Source organism: Dendronalium sp. ChiSLP03b (assembly GCF_034531165.2).
Lineage (GTDB): Bacteria > Cyanobacteriota > Cyanobacteriia > Cyanobacteriales > Nostocaceae > Dendronalium > Dendronalium minutum.
Window position 1 is genome coordinate 35,521 of the sequence record NZ_JAVRBR020000092.1, and the last position, 23,483, is coordinate 59,003.

At 38.5% G+C, this 23,483-nt stretch carries 11 protein-coding genes; 4 read left to right on the forward strand and 7 right to left on the reverse strand.

Annotated elements, in window-relative coordinates:
• Position 1 precedes the first annotated feature (1 nt).
• Positions 2–5,989 carry an AAA family ATPase gene (locus RMY31_RS21570; RefSeq protein WP_322658728.1) on the reverse strand — a complete coding sequence of 1,996 codons (5,988 nt, stop codon included), beginning with the start codon at positions 5,987–5,989 and terminating at the stop codon, positions 2–4.
• Between the two features lie 462 nt (positions 5,990–6,451).
• Here RMY31_RS21570 and RMY31_RS21575 point away from each other — a divergent pair, with 462 nt between their 5' ends.
• Positions 6,452–6,628 (forward strand): hypothetical protein, encoded by a 177-nt coding sequence (locus tag RMY31_RS21575; RefSeq protein WP_322658727.1) that lies wholly within the window; start codon positions 6,452–6,454, stop codon positions 6,626–6,628.
• A 260-nt stretch (positions 6,629–6,888) separates the two neighbouring features.
• Positions 6,889–7,332 carry a hypothetical protein gene (locus RMY31_RS21580; protein ID WP_322658726.1) on the forward strand — a complete coding sequence of 148 codons (444 nt, stop codon included), beginning with the start codon at positions 6,889–6,891 and terminating at the stop codon, positions 7,330–7,332.
• A 236-nt stretch (positions 7,333–7,568) separates the two neighbouring features.
• Here the strand turns inward: RMY31_RS21580 and RMY31_RS21585 are convergent, their stop codons facing one another.
• Positions 7,569–8,912 carry a cytochrome P450 gene (locus RMY31_RS21585; protein ID WP_322658725.1) on the reverse strand — a complete coding sequence of 448 codons (1,344 nt, stop codon included), beginning with the start codon at positions 8,910–8,912 and terminating at the stop codon, positions 7,569–7,571.
• Positions 8,913–9,221: 309 nt separating this feature from the next.
• Between RMY31_RS21585 and RMY31_RS21590 the strand changes: the two genes are divergently transcribed.
• Positions 9,222–11,780, forward strand: coding sequence for a type II CAAX prenyl endopeptidase Rce1 family protein (locus RMY31_RS21590; RefSeq protein ID WP_322658724.1), 2,559 nt, complete (start codon positions 9,222–9,224; stop codon positions 11,778–11,780).
• A 1,170-nt stretch (positions 11,781–12,950) separates the two neighbouring features.
• The gene (locus tag RMY31_RS21595; protein WP_322658723.1) at positions 12,951–14,033 is read left to right on the forward strand and encodes a toll/interleukin-1 receptor domain-containing protein; all 1,083 of its coding nucleotides are present in this window, start codon (positions 12,951–12,953) and stop codon (positions 14,031–14,033) included.
• Between the two features lie 58 nt (positions 14,034–14,091).
• Here RMY31_RS21595 and RMY31_RS21600 read toward each other — a convergent pair whose 3' ends face one another.
• From RMY31_RS21600 to RMY31_RS21620, 5 genes are all read right to left on the reverse strand, one after another.
• Positions 14,092–15,828, reverse strand: a complete 1,737-nt coding sequence (locus tag RMY31_RS21600; protein WP_322658722.1) for a R3H domain-containing nucleic acid-binding protein — start codon at positions 15,826–15,828, stop codon at positions 14,092–14,094.
• Positions 15,829–15,868: 40 nt separating this feature from the next.
• Positions 15,869–17,182: a circadian clock protein LdpA gene (ldpA, locus tag RMY31_RS21605; RefSeq protein ID WP_322658721.1), complete on the reverse strand. Its 1,314-nt coding sequence runs from the start codon at positions 17,180–17,182 to the stop codon at positions 15,869–15,871.
• 294 nt (positions 17,183–17,476) lie between these two features.
• Positions 17,477–18,925: a response regulator gene (locus RMY31_RS21610; RefSeq protein WP_322658720.1), complete on the reverse strand. Its 1,449-nt coding sequence runs from the start codon at positions 18,923–18,925 to the stop codon at positions 17,477–17,479.
• A gap of 303 nt (positions 18,926–19,228) precedes the next feature.
• Positions 19,229–21,064: an EAL domain-containing protein gene (locus tag RMY31_RS21615; protein ID WP_322658719.1), complete on the reverse strand. Its 1,836-nt coding sequence runs from the start codon at positions 21,062–21,064 to the stop codon at positions 19,229–19,231.
• Positions 21,061–23,343, reverse strand: coding sequence for an ATP-binding protein (locus RMY31_RS21620; RefSeq protein WP_322658718.1), 2,283 nt, complete (start codon positions 23,341–23,343; stop codon positions 21,061–21,063). The genes RMY31_RS21615 and RMY31_RS21620 overlap by 4 nt, the downstream gene beginning before the upstream one ends.
• Positions 23,344–23,483 lie beyond the last annotated feature (140 nt).

The following is a 23,483-nucleotide window of genomic DNA, read 5'->3' on the forward strand; positions in this document are numbered from 1 at the left end:
GTTAGTTCCCAGCACTTTTAAGTAATTCACGAATCTTTTTAACTTGAAATCCTTTTGCTAATTGATGTAACTCTTTAGAAAAAGGGATATATTCCGAATTTAAATCTGACAAGCGAGTAGCCTGCTCGATAATTCCTTTGAGGTCTCCTTTCATAGCTAAAGCCAACAAGGTAGCTATTTCTTCATGGGTCGGAAATATGAAAGTTTGTTCGGCATGAGGTTGAGAATGAGCAACTTTTTCTGATTGCTCCTCATATATCCATTCCAATCCTAAATGAATTTGTAATTTAGCTAATAATTCTGATATTCGCACTGGCTTAGGTAGAAAGTCATTACAACCTATTTCCTGACTTTTTTGGCGGTCAAAATCAAAAACACTAGCCGAAGTTGCAATAACTATAATATCTTTAACTTCCAGCGATCGCCTTAGTCTCCGAGTTGCTTCCAAACCACTTAATGTTGGCATCATCAAATCCATTAATATACAATCTGGCTGTAATTTTATAGCCAGATTTAAACAATCTTGACCATCAATAGCTTCCATAACTTCAAAGCCTAGCGGAGATAGCAAATTCACTAAAATTGAACGATTTTCTAATCTATCATCAGCAATAATAATTGTACGTTTATCTCCTTTGTAGCCTATAATATTTCGCATTTCTGCTTTGAATAACTCTGAAGATTGTTTGACTTCCTGTAACTCTAAATCAAAAAAGAAAACACTACCTTTACCTAAAGTACTTTCAACTTGAATTTCTCCTCCCATCATTTGTACTAATTTACGGCTAATAGATAGCCCTAATCCTGTGCCTTCTATTTTGCGATTATTTTCACCTACTTGGTGGAAAGGCAAAAATATTTCTTGTAATTGTTCTGGAGCCATGCCGACTCCTGTATCTTCTACCTGAAACCTAATTTTATGATTGTGGTAGCCAACTGTGAAAGTAACTTCACCGACTTCTGTGAACTTCACTGCATTGCCAAGTAAATTAATTAAAACTTGTCGCAATCGTTTCTCATCAGCTTTTACTCCCTGAGGTAAATTACTTGTTGGTTGATAAATTAAAGAAATACCTTTTTGTTGAGCGCGAATTTGACAAATCTCTGCAATACCTTCCAAAAATTGAGAAAAATGAAACTCTGTAGGATATAGTTCCATTTTGCGTGCTTCAATTTTGGACAAATCTAGAACTTCATTAATCAGGTTTAAGAGGTGATTGCCGCACTGATAAATAATATTCAAACCATTCTTTTGCAAACTAGTTAAATCTTTATCTCGTTGCAAGATTTGGGCATAACCTAAAATTCCATTCAGGGGAGTCCGGAGTTCATGGCTCATATTTGCTAAGAATTCACTTTTCGCCCGATTAGCGGATTGAGCTGCTGCTTCTGCTTTTTGCAAATGCACATTTTTTTCTTGTAACTCTTGCGTTCTCTCTTGAACTTTTGCTTCTAAAGTGGTGTTAACTGTAGCTAAATCATTATAAAGACGAGCGTTTTCAATAGAAATTGCAGCTTGCGAAGATAGGAGTTTTAATATTTCTAATCTATTTGGTGTAAAGGCTTCTGTTGTGAGATTATTTTCTAAGTAGAGAATACCGCTTAGTTTTCCTTGATGGAGTAGCGGCGTGCATAATAATGATTTGGGTTTGCGATCGACAAGATAGGGATCTTTTGCAAAAATTCCTTCACAAATTGTATTACTACATAAGACATTTTCTTGAGTTCTAGCAACATAATTAATCACAGATATAGGCAATTCATGGCTAGAAGCTATTGGCTTTGATTGCATGACAATCACATCCTCTTGCTCCACTGTTGCTTGTGCTTCTATTAGCAAAGTTCCGTCTATTTCTAAAATCAGGTATCCAGTTTGAGCGCCAGCGTTCTCCAGCACGATTTGCATTAATTTAGCTAGCAATTTACTCAAAACAATTTCGCCAGACAGAGCTTGAGAAGCTTTCATCACCGTCATCAAATCGAGACTATGAGTGCCTTTGATGATTGTGGAATTTGCCTGAGTAAGTTCTTGGTAATTCGTTTCTAGCTTTTGTGCGTTTGACGATATCGTAATTAATTGCCAATAGCGTGTTTCTAAATCTTTGACTTTAGCAACAGCCCCCCAACGGATATAACTATAATAGGCATCTGTCATATAAGTTTTAGCAATTTTCTCTCTGCCTGATGACAAATGATACTCAGCCGCTAATTCATTTGCTAAGGCTTCTTCTTGTATATATTCCTGCTTATTTGCTCCTTGAATGGCTCGTTCATAATAATCAACTGCTTTCTCATACTGTTTTAAAACTCGTGCTTTCTCAGCTTCTACTAATTCATATTTATGCTGGAAATTTACTGGAGCATAATATACCCATCTTTCCATTTCTTGCTGATTAGCTAATACTTGGCTAAGATACTCTTCTTGTTGCTTTGGCTCAACTTGGTTATACAAAGCCAATAAATTTAGAGAATAGTAAAAGTTAGTTTGGGCAATATGTATCATGCCCGTTAAACTGTTAGTATATTGAAATGCTAACTTAGCATATTCAAGTGAGAGTTTAAAATCTTTAAACAAATAATATAGCTGACTCTTTAAAAGATAGTAAGAAAACAGAGCCATATGATTTTTAGTATTAATCAATAGATTTAAGTCTATTTCTTCGTTAAATAAATCTCCTACCAATAATTCTGGTTGGACAAAATTGCCTATTAAATTATCAACTCCTTGTATCCAAATTCTGGTGTAATCTATATCAAATTTTTGATTGTATTTCCGAATCAGAGCGAAATACTTATCTTGTTCTCGAGCAACTTTTTCTAAAGGTTCACCCATGAAAAAGATAGAGTTGCAATAAAATGTAGCGCCACGACAAGCTAACTCTATATCTCCAGTTTCTAGCGCACTTTGAATACCCTCCCGAAAAGGCTCTATTGTATTTCTTGAATGTTCGTTCCACTGTCTAACAAAAAAGTTATAGACTGCATAGATTTTCGCCTTGAATTCTTTAGCATTAATTTTATCCAATAGCTTTAAGCTTAATTTACCAAGTCGATATGCAGATTCAAGGTTAGAAGATACTCCACAAAGGATTAGACCATATAGGACATACCCATAAGCAGATGCAGGTGAATTACCATATTTGACACATAAATCAATAATTTTGATGATGAACAAAGGACATAAACGGGGAGCAGCAACAAAAACAGAAGGTATTACCGTTACTAATATCTGCAACGCAGCAATTTTATAGCTATCGGTCATCTGTGGTAAATCTACTAATTCCTCAATACTCTTTCCAGATAAGGTAGTTTTTGGGTCAAGTAACTGTACCAAAATACTAGGATCTTCTGGCATTTCAGGTAGGGGTTCTCCCAAAATATTTAAGATATCAAAAGCAGTATCTATTGCTGCTTGCATTTGATTTTGAGCAATATAAAACTGAATTTGCGTCTCATATACTGGGATTTTTTCCAGTAAATTTTTAGCGTTTTTTATAACAACACTACTAAGCTGTGAAGCCCTTTCAAAATTAGTGTTGAGATATTCAATCGCTACTGTTTCTACATATAGTGCTAGTGTTAAATCATATTGACTCTTCCAGCTATCTGCTGTTAAGAGTTCTATACCCAAGTTTAAATATTTCACAGCCGAATCATAGGCTGTTGCTGCTTTTGCTTTTTGACCTGCAATCAAGTTTAATGCTGCTAGCTCGTATTTTTCGGACTCAGAATTAAGTAAGTTAGCGCCGTAATTGAGTTGATTAACTAGCGAAAAAATATTGTCTTTGCGTTCCTCTGGTGTGGTATTTTGTAGCAGTAATTGACCAATTTTTAGGTGCGTTGCTTTCTTCTGCTCGTTAGGAATCAGAGAATACGCTGCTTGCTGCACTCGGTCATGCAAGAATTTATATGTGATTGTTTGAGATGTATTAATTAGTCTTCCTGCTTGAGCTAGTCCATTTTCTATTTCCTCTCGATCGAATACTAGGGTTATTTTGTAGGAATTGTTTAAAGGCAAAATTAAACCTGCTTGCAGAGCTTTCCATAAGTCTACTGATGTTTCTGACTGAGTTGTTTGATTAACAGTTGCCAAAATTTCTAAAGTAAACTTATCTCCGATACAAGCCGCTATTTTTAAAATATTAATTGTCTCTGGTGACAGCTTTTGAATTTGGCTGACCATTAATTCGACAACATTATCTGTATTGTTAATATCTTTTAGCTGCTCAATATCCCATTGCCATATACCCTCAGAAAAATTAAAAACTAATAAATTTTCTTGATACAGATATTTAAGTAATTGAGTTAAGAAAAAGGGATTGCCTTGGGTTTTGTGAAATACTATCTTAGCTAGTGATTTAACTATTAAGTTGCTGCTACATAAAGTATCAGTGACTAACTGATTAACACAGTCAATATTCAAATTTCTGAGAATAATATTATTGATAGTACCCCTAATTATCTGAATTTGCTCTAAAGTATGAACTAAAGGATGAGTCGCACTGACTTCATTATCGCGGTAAGCTCCAATTAATAATAAATATTCACTGTCCGTATCTGTAATAATTAGCTCGATTAACTTTAAAGAAGCTGAATCTGCCCACTGTAAATCGTCTAAAAATAAAACTAGGGGATGTTCTCGTTTAGTAAAGACATGAACAAACTGTTGAAATACTCGATTAAAACGATTTTGTGATTCTGCTGCTGCTAATTGCGGTACCGTAGGCTGAGAACCAATAATCCGTTCTACTTCTGGTATTACATCTATGATGATTTGGCCGTTGTCACCAAGTACTGCTAATAGTTTAGATTCCCAATTTTTTAAAGATTCAACACTTTCTGTTAAGAGTTGTTGCATTAATTCTTGAAAAGCTTGAATTAATGAAGCATAAGGAATATTACGTTTAAACTGGTCAAATTTACCAGAAATAAAGTATCCTCTTTGGCGGACAATTGGCTTATGAATTTCATTCACCAAAGAAGATTTGCCAATTCCCGAATATCCCGACACCAGCATTATTTCTGTTTGACCGTTGCTGATACGCTCAAAGGCATTTAATAATGTATTGACTTCTGCTTCTCTACCATACAGTTTTTGCGGAATGATAAATTGGCTGGATAAATCTAATTGCCCAATAGTAAATTCACCAATTTGACCATTGTTTTCTAACTGTTGAAGACATAATTCTAAATCTGCTTTCAAACCCAAGGCGCTTTGATATCTATCTTCAGCCATTTTTGCTAAGAGTTTCATCACAATCTGAGAAATTGCTGGTGGAATTTCTGAATTAATTTTGTGAGGTAAAGCGGGAGTTTTCGCAATGTGGGAGTGAATTATTTCTAGAGGATCGTTGCTATCAAAAGGCAGCAAACCGGTGAGCATTTGATAAAAGGTAACTCCTAAAGAATAAAAATCGGTACGATAATCAAGTGACCGATTCATTCTGCCAGTCTGCTCGGGAGACATATAGGCTAGAGTGCCTTCTATCAAGTTAGGATTCCTCACAGTTTCGTTTTCTCTAGATAACTGCGAAGCAATACTAAAATCAATAACTTTAATAGTTAAATTGTTTGTATTAATAACAATATTTTGTGGTTTAATATCTTTATGAGTTATTTGTTTATCATGAATATCTGCTAAGGTTGCTGCTAATTGATTAGCAATTACTAAAAAATCTTTTAATGAAAACTTTTGTGAATCAATAAATTTTTTCAGCGATACAGATCCAAAATCTTCTAAAACTAATGCTAATCCGTTTTGATACTTTTCTAAAGTCAAAGGATTGATGACTCCGGCAACATCTATCAAGCTGCTAAGGACTTTATATTCGTGTCTGAGTGCAGTTAAATCTTCTAAGGTAGGATATTCAGTTTTGAGAACTTTAACGATGACTGAAGTTCCATCTTTCTGTTTAATAGCGCGGTAAATCAGGCTAGAAAGACCTTCATATAAAATTTCAGCAGAAACATAGCCAGGAAGCATTAGCATTGTTTTGAATGAAAGTGAACTGAGTACGAGTTGAAGTGTGTGAGATGGAACTGCTTAAATTCTAAAATTGTTTTGATTTAGATGTTATATAGTTCCCAAATAAATTGATAAACTTTTGAAAGCTAAATAAAACTCAATCATTGGCATAAAGCAGGAAGGAAGAGGATTTGAACTTAGTTCATTTTTCTTTAAGTAGGTAGACATAATTAAATGTAAGATGTCATTGCGTTCGCGTAGCGTCTCGTAGAGAGGAGGAACGACGTAGCAGAGCCTTCTCGCAGAGTAGCAATCTCAGTCTTTGCAATTGCTTCACTTCGTTTGCAATGACAGAACATATTATATTTATTTGCGCCGATCTACTTACATAATTATGTTTATTTGCGTTTTTATACTTAAATAATTGTGTAAAAGGTATACAAGAATAACTCAAATTGCTAAATTTATGTCTGAGTTAAAAGAGAATTGCGGTTCATTGAAAAAATTGAAAGTGAAAATTATGGTCAATCTGCCTATGAAATTGCTAACAAGCTGCGCGGTTCTACTAAGTTAGAATACACAACTAGGTTATGGAGTTTAGCAACAGAGTATAACCAAAAATATATTGAAGGTGAATTCCAGGGAAAGCCGATCGGGAAGTAATTTTAAGTGGTAAAATGACTGACTTGGCTCATTTGATAGCTGCACTTTCAGACCAAATCAATCAATCAGGATTCAATAAGTCTGATTTAACCAGTTGGACAGGTGACCATACCTCATAGGCTGGAGATATTGGTTCAGCTATTATTTTTTATCGCTCTAAATTTGAGAAAACTTCTGAAATTAATCTTCAAGAAATACTGAATAAATTAGCCAGTGACTCTGATTATACTGCAAACATTGCTGCTTACTGAGTTGGCAATATGATTAACTCTAGTTCCCAAACTGCTATTTCAACTGCGAGCGCTGAATATCATACTACTGAGTATTCCGAGCATATTAAGACATTTATCAAAAAACGTTTTGGCGGAATTATTGAAGGTAATAAACTTCAGAATCCAGGTTTGATAGAGGCTGAGATTCGTCGTGTATCTACCTTTATTAGGTTATATACTCCTGCCTCGGATTTATTTCAATCAGTGAAGAACCTAGTGAGATTGCAACCAAAATTAGACTGGGAGAACATTACAAAACCCAATGGCACTGATTTGCTGACTGGTTCTTTACATTTTTTGACTCACTTGGTTAAATATGCAGGTTTAGAAAGTTTACATTTTCAGCCATACCAAATGCTAGGACTGCCTTGGTTAGGGACTGTAGATTACTTTGTCACAGTTTCAGGTTTAGTTGAACAATCAATCAAATAGCAGCTTGTTTAGTTGTTGTGAAGCTATTTTCAAGAGTTAGCGATCGCTCTTAACACTCAAATTTATAAGTGCTAGGATAGCCACATATACGGAAAGATTTATATCGAACCTGAATTATCGGATTCTACATCTAAAACTCACTAACGATTTGCTTACCCCCACAAATAGATGGGGGTATTTTTCTTTTCGTCCATTGTCCCCTAGCTGATTGTGAATCGATTTATTAAGATAGCTTTTTACCGTTTTCCAGTTACCACCATCCGCACCCCACCCGTGGGAGCAAGCGTAAACCCACGACGTTGTAATTTTATAGGTTTCTCCTCTACTAAGGCAAGCTGATACTTGGATAAAAGCGTTGCTAGGACTAATTTCATTTCTAACTGAGCTAAGGCATATCCCAAACACCGCCGACTTCCACCACCAAAAGGAAGGTATTCAGAAGGTGAATACTGCCGCTCAAAAAAACGTTCTGGTTTAAATTGCTGAGCATCGGGATACAAGTCTTCCCGATAATGTACTAGGTAAATACTCGGCATTAAGGTGGTTTCAGCATCAAACTGGTAGCCTGCAATCTTCATGGATGATTTGGTGATGCGTGGGAATATTACTGGAAGGACTGGATACATCCGCAAAGTTTCTTGACAAACTGCCGTTAAATAGGGAAGTTGAGCAATTTCCATTGGGTTGGGATTTTCCCCTAAGCTATCTAGTTCTTGCTGCAATTTTTCTAGCACATCTGGATATTGATGAATCTGATAAAAAGCCCAGGCGAGTGTTGTTGCAGTCGTTTCATGTCCAGCAAATAAAATTGTTAGCAGTTCATCTGTTAATTCTTCGTTGCTCATTGCTTGCCCATCTTCATCCCGCACTGCCATCATCAAGCTCAGAACATTGCCAAGCTTCTCATCTGCTTTTATTCTTTTATCTTCAATTTCTGCTTGCAGCAGCTCGTGCATATGCCTTTGTCTGCGTTTCATCTTTCCCCAAGGAGTCCACGCTCCCCAATCTTTTTGTAAGAATTGCAAAAATAATATACTGGAGCGTAGGGGAGAATCTGTCATATCCAGCCAAGCCGTTAATAGGGGTTTAATTTGTTGATAGCGTTTCCCTTCGCTCAAACCAAAAACAATTTGCAAAATTACTTCTAAGCTAATTTTCTGCATGGCAGATCGAGCCACAAAACTTTCACCAATTTGCCATTGGCTGGTGAGATTTTCAGTAATTAAGCAGATTTGTTTAGCATAAGCTTGTAGTCTTTCCCCATGAAAAGAAGGCATTAATAATTTTCGTTCTCGCCGATGACGATCTCCGTCCATCAACATCAAAGAATTTTGTCCGATGAGAGGCTCTGCAAGCCGATTGGCGCGGCCCACATCAAATTTAGAATCTTGACTGAAAATTTCCTGAATTGCTTGCGGGTTGCCAATGATTACATAAGATCCCAACCCACTTAGCCGCATGGTAAAAATATCTCCATACTTTTGGCTATATTTGTGCTGAAATCCGATTGGATCGGCAATCCAATTTATTAGTTGCCACCAAGAAGGGCTGGTAATGGAATTGTGTAATTGACTGAACATACAATTTCCCACTTAGCTATTCCTATGATTCAATGTTACCGACATCATCAGGAAAGTCATTTATAAATAAAAGCTGGAATGCTCTATTTTGCGTCAAGCGATCGCAATGCTGTAACTGTTATCATAATCCTGCGCGGTCATGTTACTTTAGGTTCGCACATCAGTAGTATAAATTAAGGTAAGTCAAGTATTTAAATACATTGTTCGCATCTTCAGAATAGATATATTATAAGTTCTAATTTATACATCGAATTGTTAAAAACTAAGTTTTTGCAACACACCTTAAGATTTAATAGAAGGTATACTCCCTTGATTTGGCGTGGATTAAGTCGAAAAGCAAGACTAAAATTTACAATATTTGTGCTGCTAGCATTTATAGCAGTAGTTGCGGTGTTACAACTTTCCCCAAGACAACCGCAACGAGGACAGTACGAAAGCAATTATGCGATACATATCCGCCAGGATTTTAATCAACCTAGTTTTTATCCCGTTGGACAAATTCCACCTGTAAACCTTTATAAACCTGTTGCTGACTGGGTAGGAAGATTAATTTTACCAACAAAACAGCAATTGCAAGATAATTTAGATTGGGTGTGGATGGAAGTGCAACATGCACCACCTACAGCAGAAAATTTGGTAGGAAATATGGTGCGTGTAGAGTGGAAGAAGAATAAGGATTTACTTGCTTACGTTCAAGCTGTAACGCGAGATGTAAATTTCACTTCCGAAGTTATTAAAAGTCAAAAGCAAGGAATTATTCATCCTTTTCGACTAAATGGGGTTCGTCACGTAGGGATATTACGTTCTTTGGCTGGTGCAAATCCCGATGATAATACAATTGTTGCTTTAGATTCACATACAATCATTGCGAAAAGTGGCGAAAAATCTATTTTACAAATTGAACGCGAACCTATTTTAGTGGCTGGTAGGTTTTATGGTTTAGTAAAAATAGTTAAACCAATTCAATCTGATTCTAAAAGTCTTTCATTTACAAAGCATAAACAGTATAGCGATTATTTTTTGGTACAGCATTATAATCCTACCTCTAATAAGTTTGATGGTGTTGTAGAAACTATTCGCATCCCCCAACAAGTAAGAGACACGCGGAATTTTGCCCCTTCAACTTTGCAGCAAATCGAGAAATCACCTGCTGGTAAGGAGGGTTGGTATATTTACGGTGCTAAAGATGTAAATGGTGTATTTGTAGTTGACGCGATCGCACCTCGTTCTCTCTTTCAAATTCAAGCCAATCAAATCATTACAGGTAAAGAATTAGGACTAAATTATATCAAAGCTGAAAATTGGCAAAATACGGAGAAAAACAAAGGTAAATTCAATACTGTATTGTTAACACTTAGAGATACGCAAAATTCAAATACACTAAATTCACCCTATCAATCTATATCAAAATGGCAAGAAGGCGATCGAGCTATCTTACTGCACCTGTTCGGTGGAATTGGGGGACGTAAAGCCGAGCCACTGGGAGTACCTTACACTATCACCGGACATTTTGCTTTTGGAATCGCAGAAGTTGTTCGTGACGAGTTTACTAACGAATTACGCTTCGAGACTAAATACCACCAAATTTATGCCCATAACTCCGATGGAATTATTGCCGGAACGCATACATGGGCTGATTATATGGGTAGTTTACAACGTGGCTGGCTCGCAACACGTCCGGTATCGGATATTCTCATCAAATTCGACCCCGTGACACAGGATTATGATTTTGATGGTATTAAACTTTCGCCTTTAGACCAATTCCAACAACAATTACAAGTGACAATGGCTCGTTATCGCGTTGGCGATGGTACTGGTGGTGCAATGGTATCACCTGCAACTTCATGCGTACAAGACTCCAGCCAAGCACTGTATGCTGCGATATTGGCGATTAAAAACCAAGTCGCTACAACTCCTCAAATTCAAACTTGGTTAAACGCAAACCCAAATCATCTACAAACATTGCGCTTTCAGCAGCTAGTCAAATTAGGCCAATCTTTGGAAAAACAATTAGCACCCTTGGGAATAGTTCGTGCTGATTGGCAGAGTCAAGCAGATATACTCGCAGGTACAGGAATGGGAAAAACAACTCAACCATTTAAAGATGGTAGCATTTGGGCTGGTTTGACGACATGGCGGACAATGATGCCAAGACAAGTACACGACGACCTCGCCGCAATATTTTTAAAACATGGTGCAACTATGCAAGTATTGCGAACCAATCAAGTGGGTGGTTGGGAGCCTGATATTACACCTATTGCACCAACAATATTTTTCGGACAAATCAAGATTCCGTTTACCAATATTTCACCGCTAACAATTATTCTCAATCGCTTTTTAGCATCCCTAGCAGTTCCCACCTTACAAGATTGGTTAGTTATTATTTTGATGCTGGGAATTTATTGTATAATTGCTCTACCTTTTGGCTTTAAATTTGACTTTATACAAATACAGATTTGGTCAGCTACTTGGATTGATAAATGCTTGTTAATATTGCGTTGTTTATTTTTGCCTGCGATTGTTGAAGAGTTGTTGTTTCGAGTTTTTTTACTTCCTCATCCGATCGAAAATACTAACTGGTTACAATGGTCATTGTGGGTAAATTTGAGTTTATTATTATTTTTGATTTATCATCCATTAAATGCTAAAACATTTTTTAAAGCTGGATACCCAACATTTTTTAATCCTGTTTTTCTTGGTTTAACTGCACTATTGGGAATTTTATGTACAGTTGCATATGTGCTTACAGGTTCGTTTTGGGTAGTAGTTTTAATTCACTGGGTTGTAGTAGTAGTTTGGCTAATTGTTTTGGGAGGAATAACAAAATTAGATATTGAAAATCATAAATTTCCGAATACTAAACTATAGCATTAAAGCCAACAGCATTTCAAGTCTGGCGACCGAACGGAGTGCTTTGAAAATCGGTGCAACGCAGTTTCTGCCGTACCAAAAACGTTGCGCTGTCTTACCGCTAGCGTGTCTACGCAGTTTGTTTTTCCATAATTATTTGCCAACTTGCATAAATTCTTGAAACACTTGTGATAACTCTACAGAAGGCATTGATTAAATTTGTACTGCACAAAAAATAAAAGGAAACTGGTAAAAATGGTTCAACGAAAAGAATTATTTAGAAAACTAGCCAATTTTAAACCTCCTAAGGTGGGAGCGCCTGAGAATCGGAAAGGAGGGGCAATACGTGGATTAAAAGTACTTAAAAATTGAGAAAAAGAACTCAAGTAATAGAAAAATAGCATTCTCGTTAAGCGCAAATCATTGACATAACTGGATGCGCGGTGTCGGGTATAGTGAGGAAGAAATTTATTAATGTTCGTACTTATTTATATTTATTTTTCTCCATACCCAACATTCTACCCCTACACCCTTCCCTAACAAGGGTTTCATATTATTTATACCTATTATCTTCGTGCGATCGCATAATTAAACGCAGAGATCGTAGTTGCTTTCGTAAAAGTGTAGTTTAGTTACCGTTAAGAGGAAAAATCCCTGCTAATGTGTTAGTATAATAAAATACAGGCTTGTTTGTTAGTACAAGTTCTCTGTTCATCTTAATTTGAAAAGAGAGGCTCTCTTAGCTGTGTAGGCATAAAGTACCGTAAGATACAAAATTAGCTGTTTATAACTCCCAATAATTTTCATTTTGGGTAAAAAATAAACCGAAATTACAACTAAATTTGCAAGAGAGTTCAATAGGACTATACGAGAGGATTTTATGACTAAGCTTTCTTAGGAATATCAGAGGATGTAGAAAGCTTTATCAATAGCGATCCTGTCTTAAAAAGTCATATACATCCAAAAGGACTTATTACCTTAGTTGCAGGTCGTCTTGAGGAATTTGAGAAGATAAAAGCAAAAATTACAAGACGCATAGAAGGCGCATACAGAGGAGATTCTCATTTTGAAGATGCATGGCAAGAAATTCATAATATAAAAATTGAACCTGATAGTAACTACTTAAGAGGCTTTTGTAAAGATTATGCTTATAAGGTTCTTGTAATTCATGAAAAGTACTTTAAGGATGTGAAAGAAAAATGCTATGAAGGTAGCATCGACCAATTTTTAAATTTACTACAATCGAAATGTGAGCAAAGATGGAAAGAATATTTAGATAGTTCAGTAAAACAATATAGAATCTCGGTATTTCAAGATGTAGCTAATAGTATAGACCATGATTTTAGTTGCTATTTTCAATTAAAACATGATAATCGTGTTGTTGCTAGTGCATATGCTAGCTCTAGAAATTACGAGGTATTAAGTAAACATTTTGAATACCTATGTCAATCATTGAAGAGCGTTGAATTTAGTATAAGCAAAGCAACTGGTGATCCGCCTGATTTAGCTTTCGTTCTTGCTCCAGAATGCTCAGACATCCTTCGTAAGAAGTTAGAAATTAATAATATTATTTTTATAGATACTCTACAAGAACCTCACTTACTAGACTTATCTCAAGAAAATAAAAACATTGATAATAATGCAACTAGATACGTATCTGCTATCAATATAAATACAGCTAAAAAAGATTTAATACAGCAGGCATTTAAGGGTACACGTATTAGAGAACCCATGATTGATGAAATACTAAATAATAGACCATACAAAGATTTATCTGAACTATTATCTAAGTTTAAGAGCAAGTTTACTAATAATCAGAAAAATAAATTACAAGAGAAGCTTAAGAAAAAAGAAATTTGCTTCCAAATGGATGTTTTTTTGTGCCATAACAGTCAAGATAAACCTGAAGTCAAAGAAATTGCGGCAAAGCTGAGAAAACGTGGAATATCCGTCTGGTTGGATGAAGAACAGGTAATTCCTGGCGATAGCTGGCAAAAAGTTTTGGAAGAAGAGATTGAAAGTGACAGGATTAGATCGGCAGCAGTGTTTATTGGTGAAAATGGAATAGGCCCCTGGCAAAGCAGAGAGAAGGAAGTCTTTCTTCAAAAGTGTGTACAGCAAAATTACAGAGTCATTCCTGTTATTTTGGGAACATGTAAAGTTGAACCAAAAATTCCGCTTTTTCTTCAAAGCCTAGCGTGGGTTGATTTTCGTCAGAAGCAGAACCCTGAACCATTAGAACAGCTAATCCGTGGCATCAAGCAAGGGTAGCAGGGTGTCTCTCGTTAACTCCCCTCTCCTTGCAGTAGAAGAGGGGATAGAGGCAAAGTTACGCTGGATAAATCCGCAAACGCCGATTTGGTTCTTCTCCAAAACTGTGCGACTTGAGTCGATAGTGTTCTACTAACTCATGTTGCATTTTGCGTACTTGGGGAGAACGAGGCAATAACTCAACTGGCTGTCCTTTAGGAATGACAATTTGCTCTACAGCAAGTCTGGCTTCTTCTAGGGCATCAATCTCATCATCGCTACCGCTGTGCAAAAACAGTTGTAGTTCTCGGTCATCGGCTATCTCTGGGTCATCAATGTTCAGCAAACGCCTTAAACCACGGGTAATCTGCGGAATTGTGCTGGACTTAATCATGTGGATGGGCACATGACGCGCTTTCGCCATTTGTCTTAATTTGGCGTGGTTTTTGACGTGCGATCGCAATGCCAAAATTGCATCAGCACTATCAATATCTTTTGTCAATACCACAGGCAAAGTCAGTACATTAATTACCTGTTCCAGTTGGTGACGGCTAACGCCATAGGGGTAAATATGCAAGGGCAAATCTTCGCCATTTGGTCCTGCTTGTCTGGTGGCATTAAAATCAATGCTTTCCGAGTAATTGAAGGACTCATCTAGTAAGCGGTCAAACTCACTGCGTCCAGTCACTCTTTCCCGCTCTACAGGCAATGGCGGCAGTGCGACCATTTGTCCAGACGATCGCCAACCGTTGGGTTGCCGTGCTGGTGGCACAGATTCATCTGCAACTGCTAGGTGTCCACCGCGACCATTGACTACAGATAACTGCCGTGAAATCGAGACTTTGCCCTGGTCATCAACGATTCTTGTTTGTGGGCTAGGCTGACGACCCCTCAGTAGATTATCTACGGTGTCAGCAACACTTTCGTGTACTACCCAGCGTTGCCGTTCTAACATTTCCACAGCAATCTCGAAGGTCGGAGGAGCTTTGCGTTCTAAAACAGTCTTTTGACTGCCACGCCGTCTCGCTTCATCATCTCCCAGAGTCACAGCTTGGATACCCCCAACTAAATCAGAAAGCGTGGGGTTTTTAATCAAGTTTTCAATCTGGTTCCCGTGGGCAGTACCTACCAATTGCACACCCCGTTCGGCAATGGTACGAGCAGCTAAAGCTTCCAGTTCGGTGCCAATTTCATCAATGACAATGACTTCTGGCATGTGGTTTTCTACTGCTTCAATCATCACCTGATGCTGAAGTTCTGGATGAGCCACTTGCATCCGCCTAGCACGACCAATAGCAGGGTGGGCAACATCACCATCTCCAGCGATTTCGTTAGATGTGTCGATAATCACCACACGTTTATTCAATTCATCAGCTAAAACACGGGCAATTTCTCTTAATGCGGTTGTTTTACCCACGCCCGGACGACCTAGCATGAGAATCGATTTACCAGTTTCTACTAAATCACGGATCATGCCAATTGTGCCGAATATTGCGCGACCAACGCGGCAAGTCAAACCAATAATCTTGCCAGTACGGTTGCGGATGGCACTGATCCGATGCAAAGTTTGCTCAATTCCTGCCCGATTATCTCCACCAAAGGTTCCAACTCGCTGAATACAATCATCTATCTGTTCTTGACTCACGGGTATTTCGCTCAGATACTCAGCTTGATTGGGAAAGCGAGCCTCTGGGCGACGACCCAAATCCAAGACCACTTCAACTAAACTATCTCGTTTGGGATGATTCTCTAGTACTTGTCGCAGGTCTTGGGGCAAAATATCTAACAATTTTTGGAGATCGTCTGTAATCGTCATGCTTTCTATTGTGACGTTTTTAGAGATAACGAACGAGCGATTAGCGCTCCTGCTGTGACTTGAGCTGGGAAACGAGAGAATAGGCGAGCTCTACAGCTTGCCAAAGTAATACTTCGTTTTCTTCTAGGCGGACTGTCGCCTTGACACTAGTGTTACTCACCTCCTTGTTCTCTAACCGATCGAGAATTGGTGACAGCAGTACACGGGCGTAGCTACCGTAAGCAACCCCGGCAATAGATGACGCAGAGGCTGGGAGACGCGGTGAGGAAGTTGGAGTCTTGGATGCCACTTCCTCCACTTGGGGAGACCCCAAGACCGGAGTGGCTCCGCTTCCCGTCGAATCCAAACTTCCGAACCCGTTCGCTCTTAGCGTTCCCGAAGGGTAGGGCGACGCGGCGAGGGAGTTTGAGGAAGTATTCCCCGCGTCCCCGTATCCCCGTATCTCGGTGTCCTCTTTTCCTGCTCTCTTCAGTAGTCCCATTGCCTTTAACTTAGCAATGGTGTAGTTATTAGTGCCACCTGCTAACTGCACATATCCTGGTAACTTTGCTGCCAAAACTTTTTGTCCTAATTTCACGGCTGCTAAAGTAGTGCCATCTCCAATGTCACCGCTCATGGGGCGACCATCGGTTTGCCAAATTAAAGCAGTAGGACGTGGAGAAATTAGATCGTAAATAGCGTGGAGGTAGTCAATCATTCCCTCGCCATCAGGACAGCTGATAGCTACTACCTTAAGATGTTCAGCCCATTGTGAAATTACTTGCCACAATCGCTGAAATTCTGCCAAACGCCCTACCTTTGTATGTATTTCTACGGCATCTACTCCGGTTGACATTACCAATGGCGCGATCGCTCTTGGCGGTGACATGTATGATTTTGTATAAATTATATCATATGGGCAAACTGGTATACAACGACCGCAGCCGTAGCACTTTTGGGATTCAACTCCCGAAAAGTCATCTTTTATACGGCTAAATACAATTGCTTGTGCCGGACAAATCCTTTCACAGGGTTTAGAGCAGTCTGGGGGGCACTCAGTAGAATTAAATTCTGCTTTGCGAAAATGGGGGTCTTCTCCATCGTTCAAGCTGACCATCAAAAAGGGCAAGTTTCCTTTGCAGCCAAAGCCTCGCTCCTGGGCATCCCTAGCCAGATGCTTGGCCACTTGCAACGCTTCTTGGGCTGCTGCTATCACAGCTGGATCAGCTGCCACATCTATACAGTCAGCGCCCGCCAAAGTGTAGGCTAATGTTAAACTTCTGACCGCAGCTAGATGTTGGAAGCTGGCTCCGCAGATTAGCTTGAACCAGTGACCTTCTTTCAAGGATTGTAAAGGGGCGAACAGATCAGTCACTTCTCTATTATGCTTTTATGCGACTGAAAATAGTAGTCTTTACTAGATAAAAAAGTCCTGATTTCTTCATCTTTTTGTATAAGTAGTTGGACTCCTACTGGTACGATCGGCTATGAGCCTTATATTGCCAAAGATTCCGTCATTGCCGATGAAAGGTATGTATCGTTATTTATATATTAAGAATTGTAAATTTTATTTAGAAAGCAGGAGGCAGGAATTATTTTCTTTGTCCTCCTTGTCCCCATAGCAGTTGCTACAACGGACTGCTCACCGCAACGCACTGCTTCCTCATCTCTACGCAGGTGGTTTTATCGGAATTGCGATCGCAAACTCTGCTCCTTGCCCCAAAGATGAAGAGTAGGTTATTTGTCCTCGATGTTTTTGCACCACAATCTGGTGACTAATGGACAATCCTAGTCCGCTGCCTTTGCCCACAGGTTTTGTGGTAAAGAATGGATCGAATAGACGCGACTGCAATGACTCATGTATGCCAATGCCATTATCAGCGATCGCTATGTTCACAGTATTAAACTCTGTCAGCTCTGTGCGAATCCGAATCCGTAGGTTTTGGATTGGCTGTTTCCATTTATTTTGATGTTCTGATGTCTGATAAGAAGCTGCTAAGCTACGAGAACTTGCTCGTAGGGTATCTTTCTGACTAAGTTGGGAGCCAATCCTTTGATTTGTCTCTATTTCTCCCAAAGTTCCGATGGTCGAGATCTGAGCCTCTGATTTGTCTTGTTCTCTCCCTCTTTTCTCCAAAGAATCAATAGCATTGTTTAATATATGCATAAATACTTGATTCAATTCACTGGCATAACAGGTAACTAGAGGCAAATCATGATATTCTTTCACTATGTCAATAGCTGGACGATTGGCTGTTTCCCTAAGTCGATGTTGTAGCATAACTAGAGTATTGTCGATGCCTTCATGAATATCTACCGCTTTCATTTCAGCTTCGTCATGCCTTGAGAAGTTTTGCAGTGCTAATACGATTTCTCGAATGCGATCGGCTCCTCTATACATCGCACCCATCAAATCTTGTAGGTCATTAATCACAAAATTCAAGTCTACATCGTTAACTATTTTTTGAATTTTGGGAGTTGGTTGTGAATATTCCTGTTGATAAAGTTCGATGATATTAATTAATTCCCGTACATATTGACTGGCATATTGGAGATTTCCATAGATAAAACTAATTGGGTTATTAACTTCATGGGCAATCCCTGCTACCAATTGTCCTAGCGCCACCATCTTTTCGTTCTGAATCTGTTGGACTTGAGCTGCTTTTAAATTGTCCAAAGCTTCTTGTAATAAAAAATTTTTTTCTTGAAGTGTAATTTGCAGTGAACGTAAATTTATTTGATTTTCAATTCGTAATAGAACTTCTGCACCATGAAAAGGTTTAGTAATATAATCTACCCCACCAACGTCAAAAGCTTTTACCTTATCCACAACATCATCTAGGGCGCTAATAAAAATTACTGGAACTTCGCAAGTTTTGTCATCGGCTTTTAATTTTTGACACACTTCATAGCCATTCATCCCTGGCATATTAATATCTAGCAAAATTAAGTCAGGTAAAACCATTTGGCACGCAGTCAATGCCATTTTACCGTTTAAAGCTTTGCGAACTTCAAAACCCTGTGCCGTCAACATTGCTGATAAAAGTCGCAAGTTGTCTGGTGTATCATCAACTACTAAAATATTCCCTTTGCAATTGTTAATTTTATTTAAAGGCATTTTAAACAAAAAGTTACGTTTATACTTATTGAGTAGAATAACTGTTTTTTGAAAATATCCCTCTAACTATTTAAATCTTGCATATTAATATTAAGCAAAGCTTAGATATAGCGCTAGGGTTGCACAATTTATCTTTGGCATTTGCTCTTTGAGGGCTTTGTGAACCTCAGTTACCTTCTTACGTAAGTATAATAGATAAAACACGTCTATTATCTAATTAATAGTTGAATAATATAGTGTTACTTTTGAAAATTATTAAGTAAGTATTTACTCATGTTATTTGCCTTAAATGCTACTTGACTGTCACCATTGAGGCGCTGAGGCAATCAAGTCTAAAACAAGTCTTTGTTCTAGGGGTTTGGAAAACAAATATCCTTGAGCAAAATCACATTTTAAACTTCTCAGTTGTTTTAACTGTTCTTTTGTTTCGACTCCTTCCGCAATTACAGCCATTCCCATTGATTCGGCGATACCAATCATCGCTGGCACTAATCCCATATCTTCTTGATTATGCTGCATACGTTTGACGAATGATTTATCAATTTTCAGTGCGTTTAAAGGAAAACTATGCAGATAACTCAAAGATGAATATCCTGTCCCAAAATCATCCATAACTAACTTAATTTTCCTGGCTTTTAATTTCTGAAGAATTGTTTTAACTGCATGAGTATTTTCCATAATGACACTCTCAGTAATTTCCAATTCTAAACAAGCTGGATTTACTTGAGTTTCATCAATAATTTGGTCAATTTGTGTTGTTAAATTTGCTTGAGAAAATAATCGCGCACTCAAATTAACACTGATAGTTAGGTTTTCCGGTGTTGCTGGATGATTTTGCCAAATGTGTAGTTGATGGCAAGCTGACTGTAATACCCACATATTAATTGGATTAATTAAACCTGTTTCTTCTGCTACAGGAATAAATTCTATAGGAGAAATCAGACCGCGAATTGGATGTTGCCAGCGCACAAGGGCTTCAAATCCAGAAATTCTACCTGTAGCTAGAGAAATAATTGGTTGATAATAAACGAGAAATTCTTGTCGGTCGACAGCTCTTCGTAGGTCATTTTCTAATTCTAAAAGTTGGATAGCTTCTTGATACATTGCCGGGTCAAAAACATGATATCTAGCTCTCCCTAGAGCTTTAGCACGATACATTGCAGTATCAGCATCCCGCAGTAGAAATTCTGGTTTTTCATAGTCTTTATGACCCCAATTAATGCCAATACTGGCATTCATAAATACTTCATATCTGGATAATTTAAAAGCGAGTGATAGTTGTTGCAAAATGTTATCAGCAATTTGAATTGCCGAATTTATATCGACGATTTTCTCTAAAAGAATACCAAATTCATCGCCACCTAATCGTGCTAGAGTATCAACTGGTGTCAAGCAGGTTTGGAGGCGGCGGGCAATGGCAACGAGTAATTCATCTCCTACCAGATGCCCCAGAGAATCATTGACAACTTTGAAGCGATCGCAGTCTAAAAATAGGACAGCAAATTGATAATTGGATTCTTGCTTAGCACAATGTAGAGCTTTTGCTAGTCGCCTAATAAATAAAACTCTATTCGGTAAACCAGTAAGTGAATCATGCAGCGCTATATCGAGCAACTTACTTTGCAGTTGCCGACGGGAAGTAATTTCTCCTTGAAGTTTTTGTAGAGCTTTTTCTAGCTCCCAAGTACGCTGTCTTACCCTTTGTTCTAATTCAGCATTTAGTGTTAATATTTCTAATCGTGCTGCCCTTAAGGCCATTTGGTTTTGCACGCGCACTAAAACTTCTTCAAACTCAAATGGTTTGGTAATATAGTCTACGCCCCCGATTCTAAAGGCTTTTACTTTGTCGAAAACATCGTCTAAAGCACTAATAAAAATTATCGGAATATCTGCCGTGAGATCCCACGCTTTAAAACGCTGACAAACCTCGTAACCGTCTACTTCCGGCATCATAATGTCGAGTAAAATGAGATCGGGTAATACTGTTTGACAAGCACTCAAAGCCATTTGCCAATTCAAAGCCTTGCGAACGTTATATCCTTCTCTAGTAAGCAGTGAGGACAAAACTCGCAAGTTGTCTGCCATATCGTCAATTATTAAAATGTCTTGTTTATTAGGGTCTAACCGCTTGTAATTCATTCTGCGTCTGTTCTCGTCAATTCCATAATTTTCTCAAACTGATAGTTGTTTGCTAAATCCTTGAGAACTCGGAAAATTTGACTTTTATCTGGCGGAATGTGCTGGATTAGTTCTAAAATTAAGTCGTCACTGCAACTTGCTGCTGCATGACGTACTCTTCCCAGCCACTCAGGCGACATCTGCGATAAATCCCTCAGAATGTCAGTTTTGCTAGCTATTATCTGTGTTTCTTGATTGACAGTTACTGTATTAGTAGTTTCTACTTTGCTGATATATTTTACACCGAGATATTGGCTGACTGTTTGCAGTAATATTTCCTGTGTAAATGGCTTGCGAATAAAATCATCGCAACCAGTTGATAAGATTTGCTGGCGTTCTTCTTCAAAGGCGCTGGCAGTCAGAGCAATAATGACGGTATTGGTATGGGGTATTGGGCATGAGAGAGCCAGTACATTGGGCGGTGCTGACTTGTAGTCATAGAAAGGGCAATAATTGATGTCATTGGTTATCACTTGTTGCGGATAACTCACACCCCAAACCCCATGCTCAATTTCTCGGGCTTTAATTATCCTTGTGGCTTCGTAGCCATCCATCACAGGCATCCGCATATCCATGAAAATTAGGTGTGGTTGCCATTCCATCCATTGAGCGATCGCTTCTTGACCATTTGCGGCTTCTCGCACTACAAAACCAATGGGGGTCAGTAGTTTCACTAGTAATAAACGATTATCCGCGACATCATCAACTACCAAGATTCGGTATTCTTTTTGCTCTGGTGCTAAAGAAATAACTTGGCATTGAGTTTGCTTTGACGGAATTTCGCTAGACTCAGCCACATCGATCTCGATATTAAAGGTAAATTTACTGCCCACACCCAAAGCACTGCTAACGGTAATATCTCCCCCCATCAGTTGCACGTATTTACGGCTAATTGCTAAACCCAATCCGGTTCCCTGCTGAGATTTCCTCCCAATTTCAGTTTGCCCAAAAGCTTCAAAAAGTAGATCAATTTCTTGTGGAGAAATACCAGCACCAGTATCTTGTACCTCGAAGATTAGGGACTGGGAAACAAGAGGCAGAGGCGATGGGAGGCTGAGGAACTGAGGGCAGTTAGACAAGATTGCTTTTTTCTCCTCTGCTCCTTTACAGTCCCCAGTCCCTAATCTCACACGCAACGTCACACTACCAGTACGAGTAAATTTAATGGCATTTCCCAGAAGGTTGAGCAAGACTTGACGCAGTCGGCTTTCGTCAGTTTGCACGTACCTGGGTATATCAGGAGTATAGTCAAATATCAGTTGTATTTCCTTAGAAACAGTACGGCAACGCAACATCTCTTCTAGGCTTTGCAAAAAACTAATTAAGTCAAAACTACTAACATTCAATGTGGTTCTGCCGGCCTCGATTTTTGACATTTCTAGAATGTCGTTGATTAAGTTGAGCAGATGTTCGCCAGCACGATTAATAATTGCTAGGTTTTGCTGATGTTCGTTGGATAGAGAATTATCTTGGCTCATGATTTGGGTGAAGCCAAGAATCGCGTTAAGTGGGGTACGCAGTTCATGGCTCATGTTAGCCAGAAATTCACTTTTGGCACGGTTTGCCTGCTCAGCGGCCTGCTGTCCCTGTGTGGCGATTTTGTGAGCTTGAATTAATTCTTGTTGGGCAATTTGCAGTCGTTCAATGACTAATAGGAGTTCTTGGGTACGCTCTTTTACTTGAGCTTCGACGACACAATTGTGTTCTTCTTGTTTGTTTTGGGTAGTGTCGGAAAAAGTAGCGATATCTGACGGCAAGCTGCTACTCTTTGAGTTCTGCGAAGCAATACGCATCAACGCAAAGGTAATTTTGCTCAGTTCATTATCTAAAGTTTTCATTTCAGCCTGTTTTGCTTCTAATGCAGCGAAAGACTCTTGCAGTTCTTTGACCATACTGTTAAATGAATTAGCTAACTCCCCTAATTCTGTAGACTGCTTCCCTTCACCTGTAGCAATTTTCCGAGCTGGTGTGTTTAATTTTAGAATATGCTTAATTAGCTTCAGGATTGTTAAGTAGCGATCGAGGTGTTGTTCAATGCGATCGCAGATTTCGTTTTCTAAGTGAGTAGCCAGCTTTTTTACTGCTTTGTGTCCTTGAAACGACAGATAGCCCACCAGTCCTATAGCCCCACTAATTTGCAACACAAAATGCACAAGTGAAACCAATCTGATAGGCATCTGGGCGTAAAGTTTGCCAATTAAGCGGTTGAGAAATTTGACAGGCTGAAGTTTAGATAACATTGTTGTTTAATTTTTCCCCTAAGCTCAACTTGGGGAATTCTGGCTATTTCAGTTATCTTGAATACAAAGGTTAGTACTGCCTACAATAGCAAAAATCATCAAGCAAATAGCTGATATTAGTATAGATTTATACGTTTAAT